This window comes from Sphingopyxis terrae subsp. terrae NBRC 15098 (assembly GCF_001598815.1).
GTDB classification, from domain to species: domain Bacteria; phylum Pseudomonadota; class Alphaproteobacteria; order Sphingomonadales; family Sphingomonadaceae; genus Sphingopyxis; species Sphingopyxis terrae.
The window spans coordinates 96,753-113,295 of record NZ_BCZQ01000003.1 but is presented as its reverse complement, the minus strand read 5'-3'; the positions used below and the strand labels follow the sequence as shown (position 1 = coordinate 113,295).

Annotated in this window: 20 protein-coding genes; 12 read left to right on the top strand and 8 right to left on the bottom strand. The window is 65.5% G+C overall.

The window, feature by feature from the left end; translation table 11 throughout:
* Positions 1 to 75: 75 nt before the first annotated feature.
* The 4 genes from STE01S_RS00605 to STE01S_RS00590 are packed head-to-tail and all read left to right on the top strand — an operon-like array spanning position 76 to position 3,119.
* Positions 76 to 750 carry a cyclic nucleotide-binding domain-containing protein gene (locus STE01S_RS00605; protein WP_062763990.1) on the top strand — a complete coding sequence of 225 codons (675 nt, stop codon included), beginning with the start codon at positions 76 to 78 and terminating at the stop codon, positions 748 to 750.
* A 7-nt stretch (positions 751 to 757) separates the two neighbouring features.
* Positions 758 to 1,108, top strand: a complete 351-nt coding sequence (locus STE01S_RS00600; RefSeq protein ID WP_062763988.1) for an ArsC family reductase — start codon at positions 758 to 760, stop codon at positions 1,106 to 1,108.
* On the top strand, positions 1,105 to 2,178 hold the full coding sequence (locus STE01S_RS00595; protein ID WP_062763986.1) for a glycerophosphodiester phosphodiesterase: 1,074 nt from the start codon (positions 1,105 to 1,107) through the stop codon (positions 2,176 to 2,178). Before STE01S_RS00600 ends, STE01S_RS00595 begins: the two co-directional genes overlap by 4 nt.
* A complete protein-coding gene (locus STE01S_RS00590) occupies positions 2,175 to 3,119 on the top strand; it encodes an aldo/keto reductase (protein ID WP_062763984.1) in 945 nt (314 codons plus the stop codon). The genes STE01S_RS00595 and STE01S_RS00590 overlap by 4 nt, the downstream gene beginning before the upstream one ends.
* Positions 3,120 to 3,199: 80 nt before the next feature.
* Here the strand turns inward: STE01S_RS00590 and STE01S_RS00585 are convergent, their stop codons facing one another.
* Together STE01S_RS00585 and STE01S_RS00580 are read right to left on the bottom strand one after the other, a co-directional pair.
* Positions 3,200 to 3,421 (bottom strand): helix-turn-helix transcriptional regulator, encoded by a 222-nt coding sequence (locus STE01S_RS00585; protein ID WP_062763982.1) that lies wholly within the window; start codon positions 3,419 to 3,421, stop codon positions 3,200 to 3,202.
* A complete protein-coding gene (locus tag STE01S_RS00580; protein ID WP_062763980.1) occupies positions 3,414 to 3,842 on the bottom strand; it encodes a hypothetical protein in 429 nt (142 codons plus the stop codon). Before STE01S_RS00580 ends, STE01S_RS00585 begins: the two co-directional genes overlap by 8 nt.
* A gap of 127 nt (positions 3,843 to 3,969) precedes the next feature.
* Between STE01S_RS00580 and panB the strand changes: the two genes are divergently transcribed.
* The 6 genes from panB to STE01S_RS00550 all read left to right on the top strand — a co-directional run bounded on the left by panB (position 3,970) and on the right by STE01S_RS00550 (position 9,232).
* A complete protein-coding gene (gene panB, locus STE01S_RS00575) occupies positions 3,970 to 4,836 on the top strand; it encodes a 3-methyl-2-oxobutanoate hydroxymethyltransferase (RefSeq protein ID WP_003040587.1) in 867 nt (288 codons plus the stop codon).
* Between the two features lie 124 nt (positions 4,837 to 4,960).
* Entirely contained in the window at positions 4,961 to 5,743 is a 783-nt protein-coding gene (locus STE01S_RS00570; RefSeq protein ID WP_062763978.1) for a hypothetical protein, read from the top strand.
* A gap of 1 nt (position 5,744) precedes the next feature.
* Positions 5,745 to 7,079: an outer membrane protein assembly factor BamB family protein gene (locus tag STE01S_RS00565; protein ID WP_062763976.1), complete on the top strand. Its 1,335-nt coding sequence runs from the start codon at positions 5,745 to 5,747 to the stop codon at positions 7,077 to 7,079.
* A gap of 44 nt (positions 7,080 to 7,123) precedes the next feature.
* Complete coding sequence (der, locus tag STE01S_RS00560; RefSeq protein ID WP_058813131.1) at positions 7,124 to 8,500, top strand: ribosome biogenesis GTPase Der; 1,377 nt, start codon at positions 7,124 to 7,126, stop codon at positions 8,498 to 8,500.
* On the top strand, positions 8,490 to 8,717 hold the full coding sequence (locus STE01S_RS00555) for a sulfurtransferase TusA family protein (protein ID WP_062763974.1): 228 nt from the start codon (positions 8,490 to 8,492) through the stop codon (positions 8,715 to 8,717). The genes der and STE01S_RS00555 overlap by 11 nt, the downstream gene beginning before the upstream one ends.
* Positions 8,718 to 8,833: 116 nt before the next feature.
* Complete coding sequence (locus STE01S_RS00550) at positions 8,834 to 9,232, top strand: Hpt domain-containing protein (RefSeq protein WP_003040572.1); 399 nt, start codon at positions 8,834 to 8,836, stop codon at positions 9,230 to 9,232.
* On the opposite strand, the gene STE01S_RS00545 is transcribed toward STE01S_RS00550, so the two are convergent.
* Positions 9,225 to 10,478, bottom strand: a complete 1,254-nt coding sequence (locus STE01S_RS00545) for a DUF418 domain-containing protein (protein WP_062764544.1) — start codon at positions 10,476 to 10,478, stop codon at positions 9,225 to 9,227. The genes STE01S_RS00550 and STE01S_RS00545 overlap by 8 nt on opposite strands.
* Positions 10,479 to 10,629: 151 nt before the next feature.
* On the opposite strand from STE01S_RS00545, the gene STE01S_RS00540 reads away from it, so the two are divergent.
* On the top strand, positions 10,630 to 11,448 hold the full coding sequence (locus STE01S_RS00540) for a Coq4 family protein (protein WP_003040567.1): 819 nt from the start codon (positions 10,630 to 10,632) through the stop codon (positions 11,446 to 11,448).
* Between the two features lie 13 nt (positions 11,449 to 11,461).
* On the opposite strand, the gene STE01S_RS00535 is transcribed toward STE01S_RS00540, so the two are convergent.
* The 5 genes from STE01S_RS00535 to STE01S_RS00515 form a co-directional block, all read right to left on the bottom strand.
* Positions 11,462 to 12,202: a DUF72 domain-containing protein gene (locus tag STE01S_RS00535; RefSeq protein WP_062763972.1), complete on the bottom strand. Its 741-nt coding sequence runs from the start codon at positions 12,200 to 12,202 to the stop codon at positions 11,462 to 11,464.
* A 129-nt stretch (positions 12,203 to 12,331) separates the two neighbouring features.
* Positions 12,332 to 14,587: a phosphoribosylformylglycinamidine synthase subunit PurL gene (purL, locus tag STE01S_RS00530; protein WP_062763970.1), complete on the bottom strand. Its 2,256-nt coding sequence runs from the start codon at positions 14,585 to 14,587 to the stop codon at positions 12,332 to 12,334.
* Between the two features lie 83 nt (positions 14,588 to 14,670).
* The gene (locus STE01S_RS00525) at positions 14,671 to 14,967 is read right to left on the bottom strand and encodes a hypothetical protein (protein WP_062763968.1); all 297 of its coding nucleotides are present in this window, start codon (positions 14,965 to 14,967) and stop codon (positions 14,671 to 14,673) included.
* Positions 14,968 to 15,099: 132 nt separating this feature from the next.
* Positions 15,100 to 15,513 (bottom strand): DUF2177 family protein, encoded by a 414-nt coding sequence (locus STE01S_RS00520; RefSeq protein ID WP_003040553.1) that lies wholly within the window; start codon positions 15,511 to 15,513, stop codon positions 15,100 to 15,102.
* Positions 15,510 to 16,181, bottom strand: a complete 672-nt coding sequence (locus STE01S_RS00515) for a hypothetical protein (RefSeq protein WP_062763966.1) — start codon at positions 16,179 to 16,181, stop codon at positions 15,510 to 15,512. Before STE01S_RS00515 ends, STE01S_RS00520 begins: the two co-directional genes overlap by 4 nt.
* Positions 16,182 to 16,254: 73 nt before the next feature.
* Here STE01S_RS00515 and STE01S_RS00510 point away from each other — a divergent pair, with 73 nt between their 5' ends.
* Positions 16,255 to 16,518, top strand: coding sequence for an exodeoxyribonuclease VII small subunit (locus STE01S_RS00510; RefSeq protein WP_062764541.1), 264 nt, complete (start codon positions 16,255 to 16,257; stop codon positions 16,516 to 16,518).
* The last annotated feature ends 25 nt before the right edge of the window (positions 16,519 to 16,543 follow it).

Genomic DNA, 16,543 nt, shown 5'->3' with positions numbered 1-16,543 from the left:
GCGTCCGTCTTCGGTAATCGGTAAGATTTGGTCCCTAGCAATCTAAGCACAGGGACCGCTGTAAAACGATTGGCTATGGCGAATTTCGATCCGGCCCTTCTTGGCTATCTGGCCCTGTTCATCCTGCTTGCGGCGAGCTTTGCGGTGCGCATCGAATATGTGCGCGCCGGGCTGGCGATCGCCGCGCTCGTCGCCCTGCCGCTGGCGCTCGTCGCGGGGCAGGCGCTGATCGCGGGTCTGCTGCTGCTCGCGATCATCCTCGCCAATATCGCGTTCGGCTGGCGCGACTGGCTCCGCAATCTGAGCATCCGCTTCTCGTCCGAGGAGGAGCAGCTTCGCGCCCGTCATTTCGACCGGCTGAGCGCGACGGCGGCGCGCGGGCTGATCGACCAGGGGCACTGGATTTCGGCGCGGCAGGGCGAGGTGTTGATCCGCGAAAATCAGGCGGCACCCAGCCTTTTCTATCTGAGCCAGGGCGCGGCGTCGGTGCTGCGCGACGGGGTCGAGGTCGGCGCGGTGAGCGACGGCGCGCTGATCGGCGAGGCGACCGTGCTCGACGGCGCGCAGGCGACGGGAACCGTGACGCTGTCGACCAACGCGCGGCTGTGGTTCATCCCCGCCGCGGTGCTGCGCGACTATCTTGCCGCCAATCCCGACATCGCCGCGGCGCTGCACGAAGGCTTCGCCCGGGCGCTGCGCGGAAAATTGGCAAGCGCAAACGCTCGCATTGCCGAAGCGCCGTCGCTATGACGGCGGCATGGCACTGACTCTCTATGGCATTCCGAACTGCGACACGGTGAAGAAGGCGCGGCGCTGGCTCGACGAGCATGGCGTGGCTTATGCGTTTCACGACTATCGCAAGGACGGGCTCGATCCCGCTATGCTCGACCGCTGGGTCGATGCGCTCGGCTGGGAAAAGCTGCTCAACAAGAGCGGGACGACCTTCCGCAAGCTGCCCGATGCCGACAAGGCAGAGCTTGATGCGGCAAAGGCGAAGGCACTGATGCTCGATCAGCCGGCGATGATCCGGCGCCCGCTCGTCGATGCCGACGGCGCGTATAGCGTGGGCTTCTCCGCCGATGATTGGCAACAGCGCTTTGCGGCATGAGGCCCTGGCGCGCCGCGCTGGCGCTGCTCGCGCTCGCCGGCTGCGGGGCTGAACCGATGGCGGCGCAGCCCACGCTCGACGGAAAGCCCGCGATCGTCATCGCGCATCGCGGGGCGTCGGGCGAACGGCCCGAACATACGCTCGCAAGCTATGAACTTGCGATCGAACAGGGCGCCGATTTCATCGAGCCCGATCTGGTACTGACCAAGGACGGCGTGCTCGTCGCGCGGCACGAGAATGAGATTTCGGAGACGACCGACGTCGCCGACCATCCCGAATTCGCCGCGCGCAAGACGACGAAACGGATTGACGGCCAGGATGTGACCGGCTGGTTCACCGAGGATTTCACGCTGGCCGAACTCAAGACGCTGCGCGCGAAGGAGCGGCTGCCGCAACTGCGCTCGACCGAATTTGACGGGCACTACCAGATCCCGACCTTTGCCGAGATCCTCGACCTGCTCGTGCGGGTCAACAAGGGGCGCGCCCACCCGGTCGGCGTCTATCCCGAAACCAAGCATCCGAGCTATTTCGCCGGCATCGGCCTGCCGCACGAGGCGCCGCTGCTCGCGATGCTGGAACGCTATGGCTATCATGGCCGCAGCGCGCCGGTGTTCATCCAGAGTTTCGAGGTCGGCAATCTGAAAGCCATCCGGGCGAAAAGCGACCTGCCGCTGATCCAGCTCATGGACGGCGAGGGCGGTCCGGCCGACGATGCGCAGCAAAGCTACGCCGCGATGGCGACGCCTGCGGGGCTGAAGGCGATTGCCGCCTATGCCGACGGGATCGGACCCAACAAGACAATGATCATCCCGCGTACGGCGCTCGGCACGCTCGGTGATCCGACCCATCTGGTGCGCGATGCCCATGCCGCCGGGCTGAAGGTCCATCCCTGGACCTTTCGCCGCGAGAATTATTTCCTGCCGCTTGGGGACAAGAGCGGCATCAACCCCGCCGGCCACGGCGATCTGGCGGACGAGATCCGCACCTATCTGAAGACCGGGATCGACGGCCTGTTCAGCGACAATTCGCGCGAGGCGGTGCCGGTGGTCCATGCAGGAGTATCGCAATGACGCAGCGTCCCCTTGGCCAGAGCGGCCTGTCGGTCCGTCCCTTCGTGCTGGGCGGCAATGTCTTCGGGATGACCGCCGATCGGGCCGCAAGTTTCGCGATCCTCGACCGTTTCGTCGAGCGCGGCGGCGGGATGATCGATACCGCCGATGTCTATTCGGCGTGGGTGCCGGGGCACAAGGGCGGCGAATCCGAAAGCATGATGGGTGCGTGGCTGAAGGATAGCGGTGCGCGCGACCAAGTACTGATCGCAACCAAGGTCGGCATGATGCCCGGCGGGCTGAAGCCCGATCGCATCCGCGAAGCGGTGAAAGGCTCGCTCGATCGGCTCGGCGTCGATACGATCGACCTCTACTTCGCGCACAAGGACGATCCCGATGTGCCGTTGGACGAAGTGCTCGGCGCGTTCGGCGAACTGGTCGATGCGGGGACGGTGCGCGCGATCGGGGCATCCAATTATAGTGCCGAGCGGCTGGCCGAGGCGCTGCGCGTCGCTGACGCCGGGGGACTGCCGCGTTTCACCGCGATGCAACCCGAACTCAACCTGCTCGACCGCGATCAATATGAAGGCGCGCTGCAACAGCTTTGCATCGCCGAAGGGCTCGGCGTCGTCACCTATTTCAGCCTCGCGTCGGGCTATTTGTCAGGCAAATATCGCAGCGCCGACGATCTCGGCAAGAGCTCGCGCGGCGCGCGGGCCAAAGCCTATCTGGAGGGTAAGGGGCCGGCGGTGCTCGCCGCAATGGACGCGATCGCTGCCGAAACCGGCGCCACCCTGTCGCAGATCGCGCTCGCCTGGGTCGCCGCGCAGCCGGGCGTCACCGCCCCGATCGCTAGCGCCACCTCGGTCGCGCAACTCGACGAGATCATGGACAGCGAGACGGTCACGCTGACCAACCTGCAATTGGCGGCGCTAAACGAAGCGGGACGCGGCACCGCATAAGGTCCGCCGCGCACGCGGCCGTTTCGGCTCGGCCGGCCCCCGGGGAGAGGTGGGCCGGGCCAGCGCGGCCGCGCATCGGATCAGCGGCCTTCCTCGTCCCACCCGAACACCTGTTCGAGCGGCTTGCCGAAGGTGCGCGCGATACGGAAGGCGACTTCGAGCGAGGGCGAATATTTTCCTTGTTCGATCGCGGCGATCGTCTGGCGGGTCACGCCGACGCGCTCGCCGAGTTCGGCCTGCGTCATTTCGCCCGCGAGAAAGCGCAAGGTGCGGATGTCGTTCGAGAAAGGCAGCCTAGCCATGCCAACCCCGGCGATAGAGGTAAAGCTGGACGCCGATCCGCATCAGTTCGGCGAGGACGACCGCCGCAAGCAGCAGGTTGAGCTGCACCGCCGGCCCCGCGTTCCAGAACAGGGCGAAGATGCTGACCCACACGCCGACGACGAGCGGATAATAGGCATAATGGGTGCCGCGATAATGGATCGAACGGTCGCGCTCGTCTTCCTTGAGGTTGGCCTCGGCCGGGGTGCGGATCGCCATCCAGGCCGATGCGATCGTCATCGCGATGATGATCGCGACGGTGACCGGCAGCAGCATCCCCGCACTCGCCCAAAGGCCCGCCGGGCTGGCTGCGATCCCCCACGGATAGGCAAGAAAATACCAGCCGAAGGCGGCGATCATCGTGACCAGCGTCACCCAGTGAATTTTTTCGCGGAACGACATTTGGCGTCTCCATGTTCATAATATGCGACTCAATGTAAATAATTTCTGACATAGAGTCAATCTATGCGAACATCGCTCCGCTTTGCGGCCTTTCGCAGCGCAGCATAAGCCGCTAAACCCGCGCCCCATGTCCACGCTCCCAAAAACGCTCACCCTCGACACCTCCACCAGCCGCGCCAATCCGACGCCGCAGCCGATGAAGCGCCTGACGGTGCCGCGCATTCGCCAGCGCAAGGGCGGCGGCGAGCCTTTGGTGATGCTGACCGCCTATACGGTGCGGCAGGCGCAGCTGCTCGACCCGCATTGCGACATGCTGCTCGTCGGCGATTCGCTGGCGCAGGTGATCTATGGCCTGCCGCATACTGTCGCGGTGACGATGGAGATGATGGCGTTGCACGGCGCCGCGGTGGTGCGCGGCAGCTATCATGCCGCGGTGATCGTCGACATGCCCTTCGGCAGCTATGAGGCGAGCCCCGAACAGGCCTTCGCCAATGCCTCACGCCTGCTCAAGGAAACCGGCGCGGCGGCGGTGAAGGTCGAGGGCGGCAAGGTGCTCGCCCCGACGATCGAATTTCTGACCCAGCGCGGGATTCCGGTGATGGGGCATGTCGGGCTGACGCCGCAGGCGGTAAACATCCTCGGCGGCTATGGCGTGCGCGGCAAAAGCGACGAGGAAGCGCGCACGATCGTCGAGGATGCGGTCGCTGTCGCGCAGGCCGGTGCCTTTTCGATCGTTATCGAAGGCGTGCTCGAATCGATCGCGATCGAGATTACCGGCAAGGTTGCCTGTCCGACGATCGGTATCGGTGCCTCGGCGCAATGCGACGGGCAGGTGCTCGTCACCGACGACATGCTCGGCATGTTCGAACGCGTCCCCAAATTCGTGAAGCGGTACCAGGATATGGCGGGTGTGATCGACGGCGCAGTGAAGGAATATGCCCAGCAGGTCAGGTCCCGTTCATTCCCGACCGACGATCAAATCTACAAGGGTTGACGGCGTCCCGGACGGGTGCCTGCAGGGGTCAAGTGAATCGCTTGGCCTTTTTCGGCATGACCGCTAAGGAACGGCCGGCGGACCCGAAGCGGGCATCGCTCGCGAACGAGTTATGGAGGATTGATTGGCCCTGAGCCCGACGAACAATGCGGCCTTCCTGCAGGAAGTCGACGAGGCCGTCCGCAAGGATCAGCTCAGCTCCATCATGCAGCGTTACTGCCGCTGGATCGTCGGCGCGGCGATCGCGGCGCTGCTGGCGTTCGGCGGCTATCTCTATTGGGAGCACCGTCAGACGGTGGCGCGCGGCGAAAAGGCCGAACAGCTGCTGGCCGCTTTCGACAAGGCCGCGGCGCAGCCCACGGCGGCGACCGCCGATCTCAAGACGCTGGCAGGCGAGGGCAATGCCGCCTATCGCGCCGCCGCGCTGATCGAGCAATCGAACATGAAGGCGAAGGCCGGCGACCTGAAAGCCGCCGCCGCGCTGCTCGCGCAGGTCGCGGGCGACGCCAAGCTCGACCAGTCGATGCGCGATATGGCGCTGGTTCGCCAGACCGCCCTCGAATTCGATACGATGAAGCCCGAGGCGGTGATCGCGCGGATGAAGCCGCTCGTCGATGCGACCGACCCGGTGTCGAGCTGGTTCGGCAGCGCGGCCGAACTGACGGCCGCAGCTTATTATCACCTCGGCCAATATGACAAGGCCGGCGCGCTCTATGCGCGTATCGCCAAGGCGCCCGCCACCTTCAAATCGCTGCAGTCGCGGACGGTGCAGATGGCGGGGATGCTCGGCGTCGATGCGGTCGAGGATCGCGCGGCGGAAAGCGCCGCCAAGGACACGACAAAGGACCAGCAAGGCGGTGCCGCCCCGGGCGCAGCGGCCGCCGCCAAGAGTGAGGAAGCCAAATAAGATGCGGAAACGCCACTATGTGATTTGCGCCATGATGCTCGCGCTGCCGCTTGCGGGCTGCGGCGCGTTCAAGGGCAAGGGCGGCCCGCGCACGCCGACGGTCGGCGAGCGCGTTTCGATCCTGTCGAACGACAACAGCATCAAGGTCGACCCGACCACCGCCGCGGTCGCGGTGGTGTTGCCCGATCCGGTGCTCAATGCGGATTGGGCGCAGTCGGGCGGCAATGCTTCCAAGTCGATGGGGCATCCCGCGCTGGGCGCTGCGCGCACCAAGGCGTGGGAAGCGTCGATCGCGGGCAGCACCAAGAAGCAGCGGCTCGCCGCGGCCCCGGTGATTTCGAACAACCGGCTGTTCGCCGTCGACACCGATGCCGTCGTGTCGGCCTTCGCCGCCGATACCGGCGCGAAGCTGTGGAGCGTGTCGATCGGCAGCACGGGCAAGGATTTCGAAAATTCGCTGTTCGGCGGCGGCGCGTCGGTCGACGGTAATGTCGTCTATGCGACGAGCGGCGTCGGCGACGTCGCCGCGCTGAACGCCGAGGATGGCAAGCTGTTGTGGAAGGTCAAACCCGCGGGGCCGCTGCGCGGCGCGCCGACGGTTGCCTTCGGCGGCGTCTATGTGATCACGCAGGACAACCAGATTTTCGCGCTCAATGCCGGCGACGGCGCGGTGCAGTGGCAGGCGACCGCGTCGCTCGAGCCCGGCAGCGTGTTCGGTGCGGCATCGCCCGCGGCGGGGCAGGGGACGATCGTAGCCGGCTTTTCGTCGGGTGAGGTTCAGGCCTATCGTTACGAAAACGGCCGCGATCTGTGGGAAGACGCGCTCGCGCGCACCTCGATGGCGCTGTCGGTTTCGACGCTGACCGACGTTGACGCCGACCCGGTGATCGACCGCGGCCGCGTTTTTGCGCTCGGCCAGGGCGGCCGCATGGCTAGCTATGACCTGCTCACCGGCCAGCGCATCTGGGAGATCTCGATCGCCGGTATCTCGACGCCCTATGTCGTCGGCGAGTGGGTCTATGCGATGACCGACGACGGCAAGCTGCTGTGCGTCGCGCGCGGTTCGGGCAAGGTCCGCTGGATCCAGCAGCTCGCGCGCTATCGCGTCGAAACCGAAAAGAAGAAAAAGGATCCGATCCGCTGGACCGGCCCGATTCTGGCCGGCGGACGCCTGATCGCGGTGAACAGCGAGGGGCAGCTCGTCGAATTTTCGCCGACCGATGGTTCGACGCTCGCGACCACCGAGTTCAAGTCGCCCTTGTCGCAGCCACCCGTGGTTGCGAACAACCGGCTCTATATCCTGGCGGACGACGGCACGATCACCGCCTGGCAATAACAGGGCGCGGCCGGGTTGGCCCGCCGCGAAGATAGGATAGACGCATGGCGCGATCCGCGACGATCGCCATTGTCGGCCGACCCAATGTCGGCAAATCGACGCTGTTCAACCGGCTGGTCGGCAAGCGCCTGGCGCTGGTCGACGACCAGCCGGGCGTGACGCGCGACCGGCGCGAGGGCGATGGCAAGCTGCTCGGCCTGGAATTTCTGATCGTCGATACCGCGGGGTTCGAGGATCAGGACGCGGCGACGCTGCCCGGCCGGATGCGCGTGCAAACCGAAAAGGCGGTGCGCGAAGCCGATGCGGCGCTGTTCATGATCGACGCGCGCGCGGGCGTGACCCCGCTCGACGAAGAAATTGCGCGCTGGCTGCGCAGCGAAGACACGCCGATCATCCTGTGCGCCAACAAGGCTGAAGGCAAGCAGGGCGAGGCGGGGCTGATGGAGGCCTATTCGCTCGGCTTCGAATCGCCGATTGCGCTCAGTGCCGAACATGGCGAGGGACTGGTCGATCTGTTCGACGCGCTGCGCCCGATCGTCGAACCCTTCATGGACGCCGACGAAGAGGCGGTCGGCGAAGATGCGGACGAGGATGTGCCGCTCGGCCCGCTCAAGCTGGCGATCGTCGGGCGGCCCAATGCGGGCAAATCCACGCTCATCAACCGGATGATCGGCGAAGACCGGCTGATTACCGGACCCGAGGCCGGGATCACGCGCGATTCGATCCGCGTCGACTGGCAATGGGAAAAGGATGGCGAGGTCCATCCGATCCAGCTTTTTGACACCGCGGGGATGCGCAAGCGGGCGAAGGTTCAGGACAAGCTGGAAAAGCTGTCGGTGGCCGACGCGCTGCACGCGGTCGATTTCGCCGAGGTCGTCGTGCTGCTTCTTGACGCCACAAAGGGGCTGGAGGCGCAGGATCTGCGCATCGCCGACCGCGTGCTGGAGGAAGGGCGTGCGCTGATCATCGCGCTCAACAAATGGGACGTCGCCGAAGACCCGTCGTCGCTGTTCAACGGCGTCCGTGCGGCGCTCGACGACGGGCTCAGCCAGATCAAGGGCGTGCCGCTGCTCAGCATTTCGGGCGCAACGGGGAAAGGGATCGACACGCTCGTCCGCGTCGCCTTTGAACAGCGCGCGATCTGGACCAACCGTGTCTCGACCGCGAAGCTCAACCGCTGGTTCGAACGCGCGGTAGACGCCAATCCGCCGCCGGCGCCGGGCGGCAAGCGGATCAAGCTGCGCTACATGACGCAGGCGCGCACGCGTCCGCCGACCTTCATCATCTTCGGAAGCCGGACCGATTCCCTGCCCGCGAGCTACCAGCGCTATCTGGTCAACGGGATGCGCAAGGAACTGGGGTTCCAGGGCGTGCCGATCCGCATCAATTTCCGCAACACGCGCAACCCCTATGACGAATGACGCGGCGGCGCTGACCGTCGATGCGCGCGGCATGCGCTGCCCCTGGCCGGCGCTGCGGCTCGCCCGCGCGATGCGCGTCGCGCAGGATGTCGTGCTGATCGCCGACGACCCCAACGCCGCGCGCGAAGTTGCAGCGCTTGCCGCCGAACAGGGCTGGCGGATCGATGACGCCGGGCCGATGGGCCAAGCCGCGCGTTGGCGCGTCCGGCGCGACTGACCCGTTTCGGGGCGATTCGGCGGTGTCCGCTTTGCGCGCGTAACCTCTTTTTTACCGACTTCGGTGCATGTGCAGGACGGGACCACGGACCAGACTGAACACCGAGGGACGGAAAATTGGACGAGATCCTGGTCGATTGGAATGAATTTCGCGCGACTCGCACCCAGTTGGGGGCGGCATTCGTGCGGATTCTGGGCTATTTTCGCGAGGACGGCATCAAGTCGGTCGCCGCGATCGAAGAGGCGATGCGCGCCCGCAGCGCCGGCGGCCTCGTCATGCCTGCGCATACGCTCAAGAGCGAGGCGCGCCAGTTCGGCGCCGAACGGCTCGGCGCGCTGGCCGAAGATATCGAAATGTTCGCGCGCCACTGCGTCGAGGCGCAAGTCAGCCCGGAAGAATATCTGCCGCGCGTCGTCGAACTGCGCCCGCTGTTCGAGGAAACGCTGACCGCGCTCGAACGCGAAGCGAACCCGCTCGTCCAGCGCCGCCCGACTTTCGGCCGCGCCGTCAGCTAAGCCCTGGACCTTCGGCCAGCGTGCGCCGCATCGGTTGTCGCTGCCAGCGCGACAGGCTGCGCCACAGCCATTCGAGCGGGCCATATTCGAAACGCGCGAGCCAGGGCTTCGACCACAGCAGCATCGCCGCCCACATGGCGAAGCAGAAGAGGTAGAGCGCCGCGCGCGGCACGCTGCCGAACAGCGCCAGCCCATAGCCGTAGAAGATCGTCGTCATCACCACCGACGTCGCGAGATAGTTGGTGAAGGCCATGCGCCCGGTGGCCGCAAGCCGGGCGCGCAGCGCCGGCGACGCCGCGGTCTTGATGAGCAGCATGATGATTGCGGCCCAGCCGACCGTCATCACGAAATCGAACGGGGTCGACCAGACGAGTGCCGCCCCGAACACCGCGACGGTACCGAAACCCGCGGCTGCGCTATGCCAGGCCAGCAGCGCGAGCGGCGGCGCGGATAACAGGAAGGCCGCGATCGCCCATTTGCGATAGCGCGCGGCGTCCCATTCCCCTGTCAGCATCCGCGCCTTGAACAGCGCCATGCCGATCAGCATCAGCGCCATGCTTTCCCAAAGGAACAGCATCACCTGCGTCAGCGGTTCGAGCGCACCCGCGCCGAGCCGCATCCCCGCGATCGCGCCGTAGCTTCCCAGATAATGGGCGACATCCCTGGCATAGTCGGGCGAGTCCGGACCCATCATCGCGTTGAATTGTGCCATCTGTTCCCGCGCCTCGGCCGCCGCAGTGCCGGGCAATTGCCCCGCTTCGAGCAGCGCCATCGACAGCCATATTGATCCCATCAGCGCCATCGCGACCAGCAGGAAGCCCGCCGCCCACCAGAGCAGCGCGCGCACTGACAGACCGCGGAACAGGAAGAGCAGCAGGCCACAGACGGCATAAAGCGACAATATGTCGCCGAACCAGATGAAATAGAAATGGGCGAGGCCAAAGAGGCCGAGCCACAGCATCCGCGCATAATGCGTCGCCGCCGCGCTGCGGCCCGCCGCCTCGGCGCGCTCGATCACCAGCAGCGTGCTCGCCCCGAAGAGCATCGAGAACAGGCCGCGCATCTTCGAATCGACGAAGACGAAATTGAACGCCCATGCGGCAAGGTCCGCGCCGCCCGGCGCGCCGCCCGCGGCGGGGTTGAAATAGGCGCTCATCGGCATCGCAAAGGCGACGATGTTCATCGCCAATATGCCCATCACCGCAACGCCGCGAATCGCGTCGAGGCTTTCGTACCGGTCGGTCATGCTTTGTCCCCCAACATGACTATCGCCGAGCCCAGCGGCCGCGTCCAGCGGCTTGTCCGGCCCGCATATTCCGGCCATTCACGATATATTGACATTTGTGTCAGTAGTGACTAGATCGAGACTTCACGGCCCCAACCGCAAGAGATACGCCATGACCGCTATCCCGCTGATCCACCCCGACCGCACAGACACCGGCTTCCGCCCGCTGAAGGCGCTGCACCATTTCCGCAAGCTGATTGCCGACAAGGAGGACACCGAACAGGTGTTTCACATTCTCGACGCGCTGCGCGACAATCGGTTCAAACGGTCGGTCGCGCGTTTCTTCGCGACCGCGGAAGGTCAGAAGGTCCTGGCCGATCGCCCCTATCTGCCGGCGATGCTCGACGATCATGACGCGCTGCGCAAATTGCCCGAAGGCAGCGTCGGTCGCGTCTATGTCGATTTCATGGAACGCGAAGGGCTGACGGCGCAGGGGCTGGTCGATGAATCGATGAAGTTCCGCCGCACCAAGCCGCGCTTCGACGATATGGTCGAGCTTTATGGCGACCGGCTGCGCGATACGCACGACCTGTTTCATATCCTTACCGGCTATGGTCGCGACGCGCTGGGCGAACAATGCGTGCTTGCCTTCTCGTACAGCCAGACGCCGAGCTGGGGGACACTGTTCATCGCCTGGGCCGGCGCGCGCGAGATCCGCAAGGGTTTCGGCAGCCGCTACCCGATCTACGGTGCGGTCCGCGAAGGCCAGCGCATCGGCCGCGTCGCGCAGCAGATCGCCTTTCAGGATATCGAGGCGCTGCTGGCCGAACCGATCCACGCGGCGCGCCAGCGCTTGGGGATCGCCGAGCCGAAAATCTACAAGCAGGTCCACGCGATGATGCGCGCCGACGGCGTCGATCCCTATGACCTGCTCGGCACCAAGCAGGCCGCCGAAGCGGCGAAGCAGCCCGAACTCGCGCAAGCGGCCTGAACGCCGCGCGCGCTTAGGCGCCCAACCGGGCGATCAGCGCCTGCGCCGCGGCAGGATTGCGCACCTTGGCGCCCGCGATGAAGAAGATATAGGCGTCGCGCCCGCCGGCCGCCCACGCCTTCGCACGCGCCGCCCAATGGTCGAGCGCCGCCTCGTCATAGCCCGTCGCAACATCGTCGCGGCTGCGCTGCAACCGTGCATAGCTGAAATCCGCGGTCGCCTCGTCGATGCACGGAAATTCATCGCTGTCGGCGAAGACAATCGCCATGTTGCGCTCGCGCGCCAGGTCGACGAAGGCGGGGTCGCGAAAGCTCTCGTTCCGCACCTCGAGCGCGTGGCGCAGCGGTAGCCCGTCTTGGCTTTCGGGCAGCAGGTCGAGGAAGCGCGCGAAATCATCGCGATCGAAGGTCTTGGTCGCCATGAACTGCCACAATATCGGCCCGAGCCGGTCGCCAAGGCGGGTCAGTCCCTGCGTCAGAAATTTCTCAACCGACGCCGCGCCATCGGCGAGCTGCTTGCGATTGGTGCAGAAGCGTGACGCCTTGACGCTGAATTTGAACCCGTCGGGGACCGCGGCCGCCCAATTGGCGAAGCTTTCGGGCTTCTGGCTGCCATAATAGGTGCCGTTGATCTCGATCGCGGTCAGATGCTGCCCGGCATAGTCGAGCTCGCGCTTTTGCGGATGTTTCGGCGGATAGAAGGTACCGCGCCATGGTTCGTAGGTCCAGCCGCCGACGCCGATGTGGATGGTCATAGACTTCTACCTCCGTGCCAATGAGCATCGCGTCATTGCGAGCGTAGCGAAGCAATCCAGAGCATGCGTACGCCACTCTGGATTGCTTCGCTACGCTCGCAATGACGGATGGGGTAAATGCTGCGCCGCTCAAGCCAGCGCTGCGTCGGCCCCCATCAGGTTGGGGAAGAAACCTTCATGCGCCTCGCGCAACTCGGCCAGCGTCACCGAAAAATCGCTGTCGGGCAGTTCGAATACGATGCGGTCCTTGATCGTCCGGCCGAGCGGATCGACCGGCACGTCGGCGCCGTTCGCAGCGTCGAGGAAGTCGGCGAGGCAGGTGTCGCAGACGGTGACGAGATAGAGGCCCTGATCCTCGCCGAAAAAGCTTTCGGCAATACCGAAGGGCTGTTCCTCGCTGACGAGCACGCCGATGCCTGATTTCAGGGCCATTTCGGCGAGTGCAACCGCGACGCCGCCGTCCGACACATCGTGGCAGGCGGTGATCCAGCCGGCGTTGATTGCGTGGCGGATGAAATCGCCGGTGCGCTTTTCGGCGCGCAGGTCGACCGGCGGCGGCGGACCTTCCTCGCGGCCGAGGATTTCGCGCAGCCAGACCGACTGGCCGAGGTGGCCGGCGCGTTCGCCGACCGCGAGCACGATATCGCCCGTGCGCTTGAAGCCGATGCCGACGGCCTTCGACAGATCGTCGATCACCCCGACGCCGCCGATCGCGGGGGTGGGCAGGATCGCGCTGCCGCCGCCGGTAGCCTTGCTCTCGTTGTAAAGGCTGACGTTGCCCGAGACGATCGGATAGTCGAGCGCGCGGCAAGCTTGGCCCATGCCGTCGAGGCACCCGGTGATCTGCCCCATGATTTCGGGGCGCTGCGGGTTTGCGAAGTTGAGGCAGTTGGTGATCGCGAGCGGGGTCGCGCCGACCGCGCTGATGTTGCGCCAGGTTTCGGCGACCGCCTGCTTGCCGCCCTCGACCGGGTCGGCATAGCAATAGCGCGGGGTGCAGTCGGTGCTCATCGCGAGCGCGCGGTTCGTGCCGTGGATGCGGACGAGCGCGGCATCGCCGCCGATCTGCACCGTGTCGCCGCCGACCTGGCTGTCATATTGTTCGTAGATCCAGCGGCGGCTGGCGATGTCGGGCGATCCCATGAGCGTCTTGAGGTCGGCCGCGACGTCGGTCGTTTCGGGGACGTCGGTCAGTTCGGGCTGCTTCGGCGTCGGAACGTGCGGGCGGTCGTAGAGCGGCGCATCGTCGGCAAGCGGGGCGAGCGGAATATCGCAGACGACCTCGCCATGATGCTCCAGCACCATGCGCCCCGTATCGGTAACGGTGCCGATCACCGCGAAGTCGAGTTCCCATTTCTCGAAGATCGCTTTCGCAAAATCTTCCTTGCCGGGGCGCAGCACCATGAGCATGCGTTCCTGGCTCTCGGACAGCATCATTTCATAAGCCGTCATGCCCGTTTCGCGCTGCGGCACATCGTCCATCCTGAGGTGGAGGCCGACGCCGCCCTTCGACGCCATTTCGACCGACGAGCTGGTAAGTCCCGCGGCGCCCATGTCCTGGATCGCGACGATCGCGTCCGACGCCATCAGCTCGAGGCACGCCTCGATCAGCAGCTTTTCGGTAAAGGGATCGCCGACCTGCACCGTCGGGCGCTTCTCCTCGGCATCCTCGCCGAAGTCCGCGCTCGCCATCGTCGCGCCGTGGATGCCGTCGCGGCCGGTCTTCGACCCGACATAGACGATCGGATTGCCGACGCCGCTGGCGGCCGAATAGAAGATCTTGTCCTGTTCGGCGACGCCGACGGTCATCGCGTTGACGAGGATATTGCCGTCATAGGCCTTGTGGAAATTGACCTCGCCGCCCACCGTCGGCACGCCGACGCAATTGCCATAGCCGCCGATGCCGTGAACGACGCCCGAGATGAGGTGCTTCATCTTCGGATGGTCGGGGCGGCCGAAGCGCAGCGCATTGAGGTTGGCGACCGGGCGCGCGCCCATGGTGAACACGTCGCGCAGGATTCCGCCGACGCCGGTCGCCGCGCCCTGATAGGGCTCGATGTACGACGGGTGGTTATGGCTCTCCATCTTGAAGATGGCGGCAAGCTTCTTGCCGTCCGGCCCTTCGCCGATGTCAATGACGCCGGCATTTTCGCCGGGGCCGCAGATCACCCACGGCGCCTCGGTCGGCAGTTTCTTGAGGTGGATGCGCGAGCTTTTGTAGCTGCAATGCTCGGACCACATGACCGAAAAGATGCCGAGTTCGACAAGGTTCGGCTCGCGCCCCAGCGCGGCGAGGACGCGCTCATATTCTTCCGGAGACAGGCCATGGTCGGCGACGATCTCGGGGGTGATGACGGAGGCGGGCGCGCTTGCTGTCTGAGTCATGGCGCGCCTTTAGCGATGTAGGCGCGAAACGAACAGACCCCATGATGCTTTTCGCACCATGGGGTCCGGGTCGGAGAGGCGTCTCAGCGCGCGGCGAGCGTCACGGCGGCTTCGCCGAGCGGTTCGACGTCGCGCAGCGAGAAATTGACCTGCTGGGTGCCGACGGTGCCGCGCACTCGGTGCGCGCCGACGCGCAGCTTGAACGGCTTGCCGCTCTTTTCCTCGACCCCGCTGATGACGCGATAGCCGTTGGTTTCGGTCACCGAATAGGCATAGACGTGACCGTCATGCTCGAAACGCTGCTGCGCCGGTTCGGCAGCTGCGGCAAAAACGGGTGCCAGAACGGCGGCGGCGAAAGCAGGAAATAGGATATTTTTCATCGCGCAAGTCCTTGTCTTGATGAACAAAACTTGCCTTTAAGCCCCTCTTTATTGTGCGTTGCAGCATGACGGCGCGCGCACGGCGCAGCAATTGCAAAAAACTTTATCGCGATTGCAAAATGGGGCGGCGTGTCAGGCGGTGCGCGGCGCGACGGTCAGCACGATCCACGCCGCTGCGCCGGCGGCGACGCCGGTTGCGACGCTGCCCCAGGCGATGTCGAGCAGCGTCACCTTGGTTGACCAGATTTTCATCGTGGCATGGTTGGTGAGGTCGTAGGTCATGTAGCAGAAGAAGCCGAACAGCGCCCCCCATTGCGCCGCGACCTGCCAACGCCCGGCCTCGATCGCGGGGGCGACCGCGAAAATCTGGATGCCGAGCATATAGAGAGCGTAGAAGATCAGCGCGGGCGCGGGCCGCCATCCGTCCATAAGCAACGTACCGATTTCGGGGCGGTAGACCGCGGGCACCATCGTGCGGAGCCACAAGGCGTCGAGCAGGCCGAAAAGGATCGCGGTGGCGACATAGCCGATCGCGTAATGGATCATGTCGAGGCCTCCTCCTGTGCCATCACGACAGCGCGGTTCGCGCCCGCCCACGCCGCAACGAGCGCAAGGACGATATAGGCGGCGAGCATCGTCAGCGGGATTTCGATCGAATAGTCGGGCGCCTTGGCGCCGAACCAGTCGACCGCCTGGACCGCCGCGAGCAAGCCGCCGAGGATCCACAATCGCCGGTTGCCGGTCGGCGCGCTGGTCCGGCGTGCATAATAGATCATCGCTGCGGCGGTCAGTCCGATCTCGAGCGGCATTTCGGCGAGCGGGTAATTCCACAGCCCGAACCCGAATTTCGGCGGCGCGCCATAGAAGGTGAGGTCGGGGATATGGACGATCAGGTCGACGAACCAATGGGAAACGACGACCAGTGCCGTCAGCAACGCCGCCTCCCGCCGCCGGGTAATCGCCCCGACCAGCGCGCCGAACGCCGCACCCCACAGCAGCGCGCCGAGCAGGCTGTGCGTGTAGGGCATGTGATAGAGGTCCATCGGGTTCATCGCGGTGATGCCGGGAACGACGCGCATCGCCTCGACCCCCGGGATCAGCAGCGCGGCGAAGCCGATATCGACGAGTTGCGCCGCGACGAACAGCGTTCCGAGCCCCGGGGCCCTGGGCCGGGTGGCGGCGACGAGCGCCGGGGCGAAATGGCCGACGAACATGGTGGCGATGCTATCGACGAAAAGGGCGACGTCAAGCTTGACCGCAGCGCCCTTCGCGGGCCAAAGCTGGGGGATGACGGATACCCCCGATACCGCCGCCGCCGCCGATATTGCGGCGCTGTCCTTCGAAGCCGCGATGGGCGAACTCGAAACCATCGTCCGCCGCCTCGAAAGCGGCGATGTCAGCCTGGAGGAATCGGTAGTGCTGTACGAACGCGGCCATGCCCTGCGTGCGCACTGCGAAGCGCGGCTTGCCGCGGCGCAGGCGCGCATCGAGCAGGTCGGGCTCGGCGCCGATGGACAGCCCGCCGGAACCAAGCCCTTCGGCGAAGGCTGAGGCGCGGTGGCACTGGCCGAGGGGG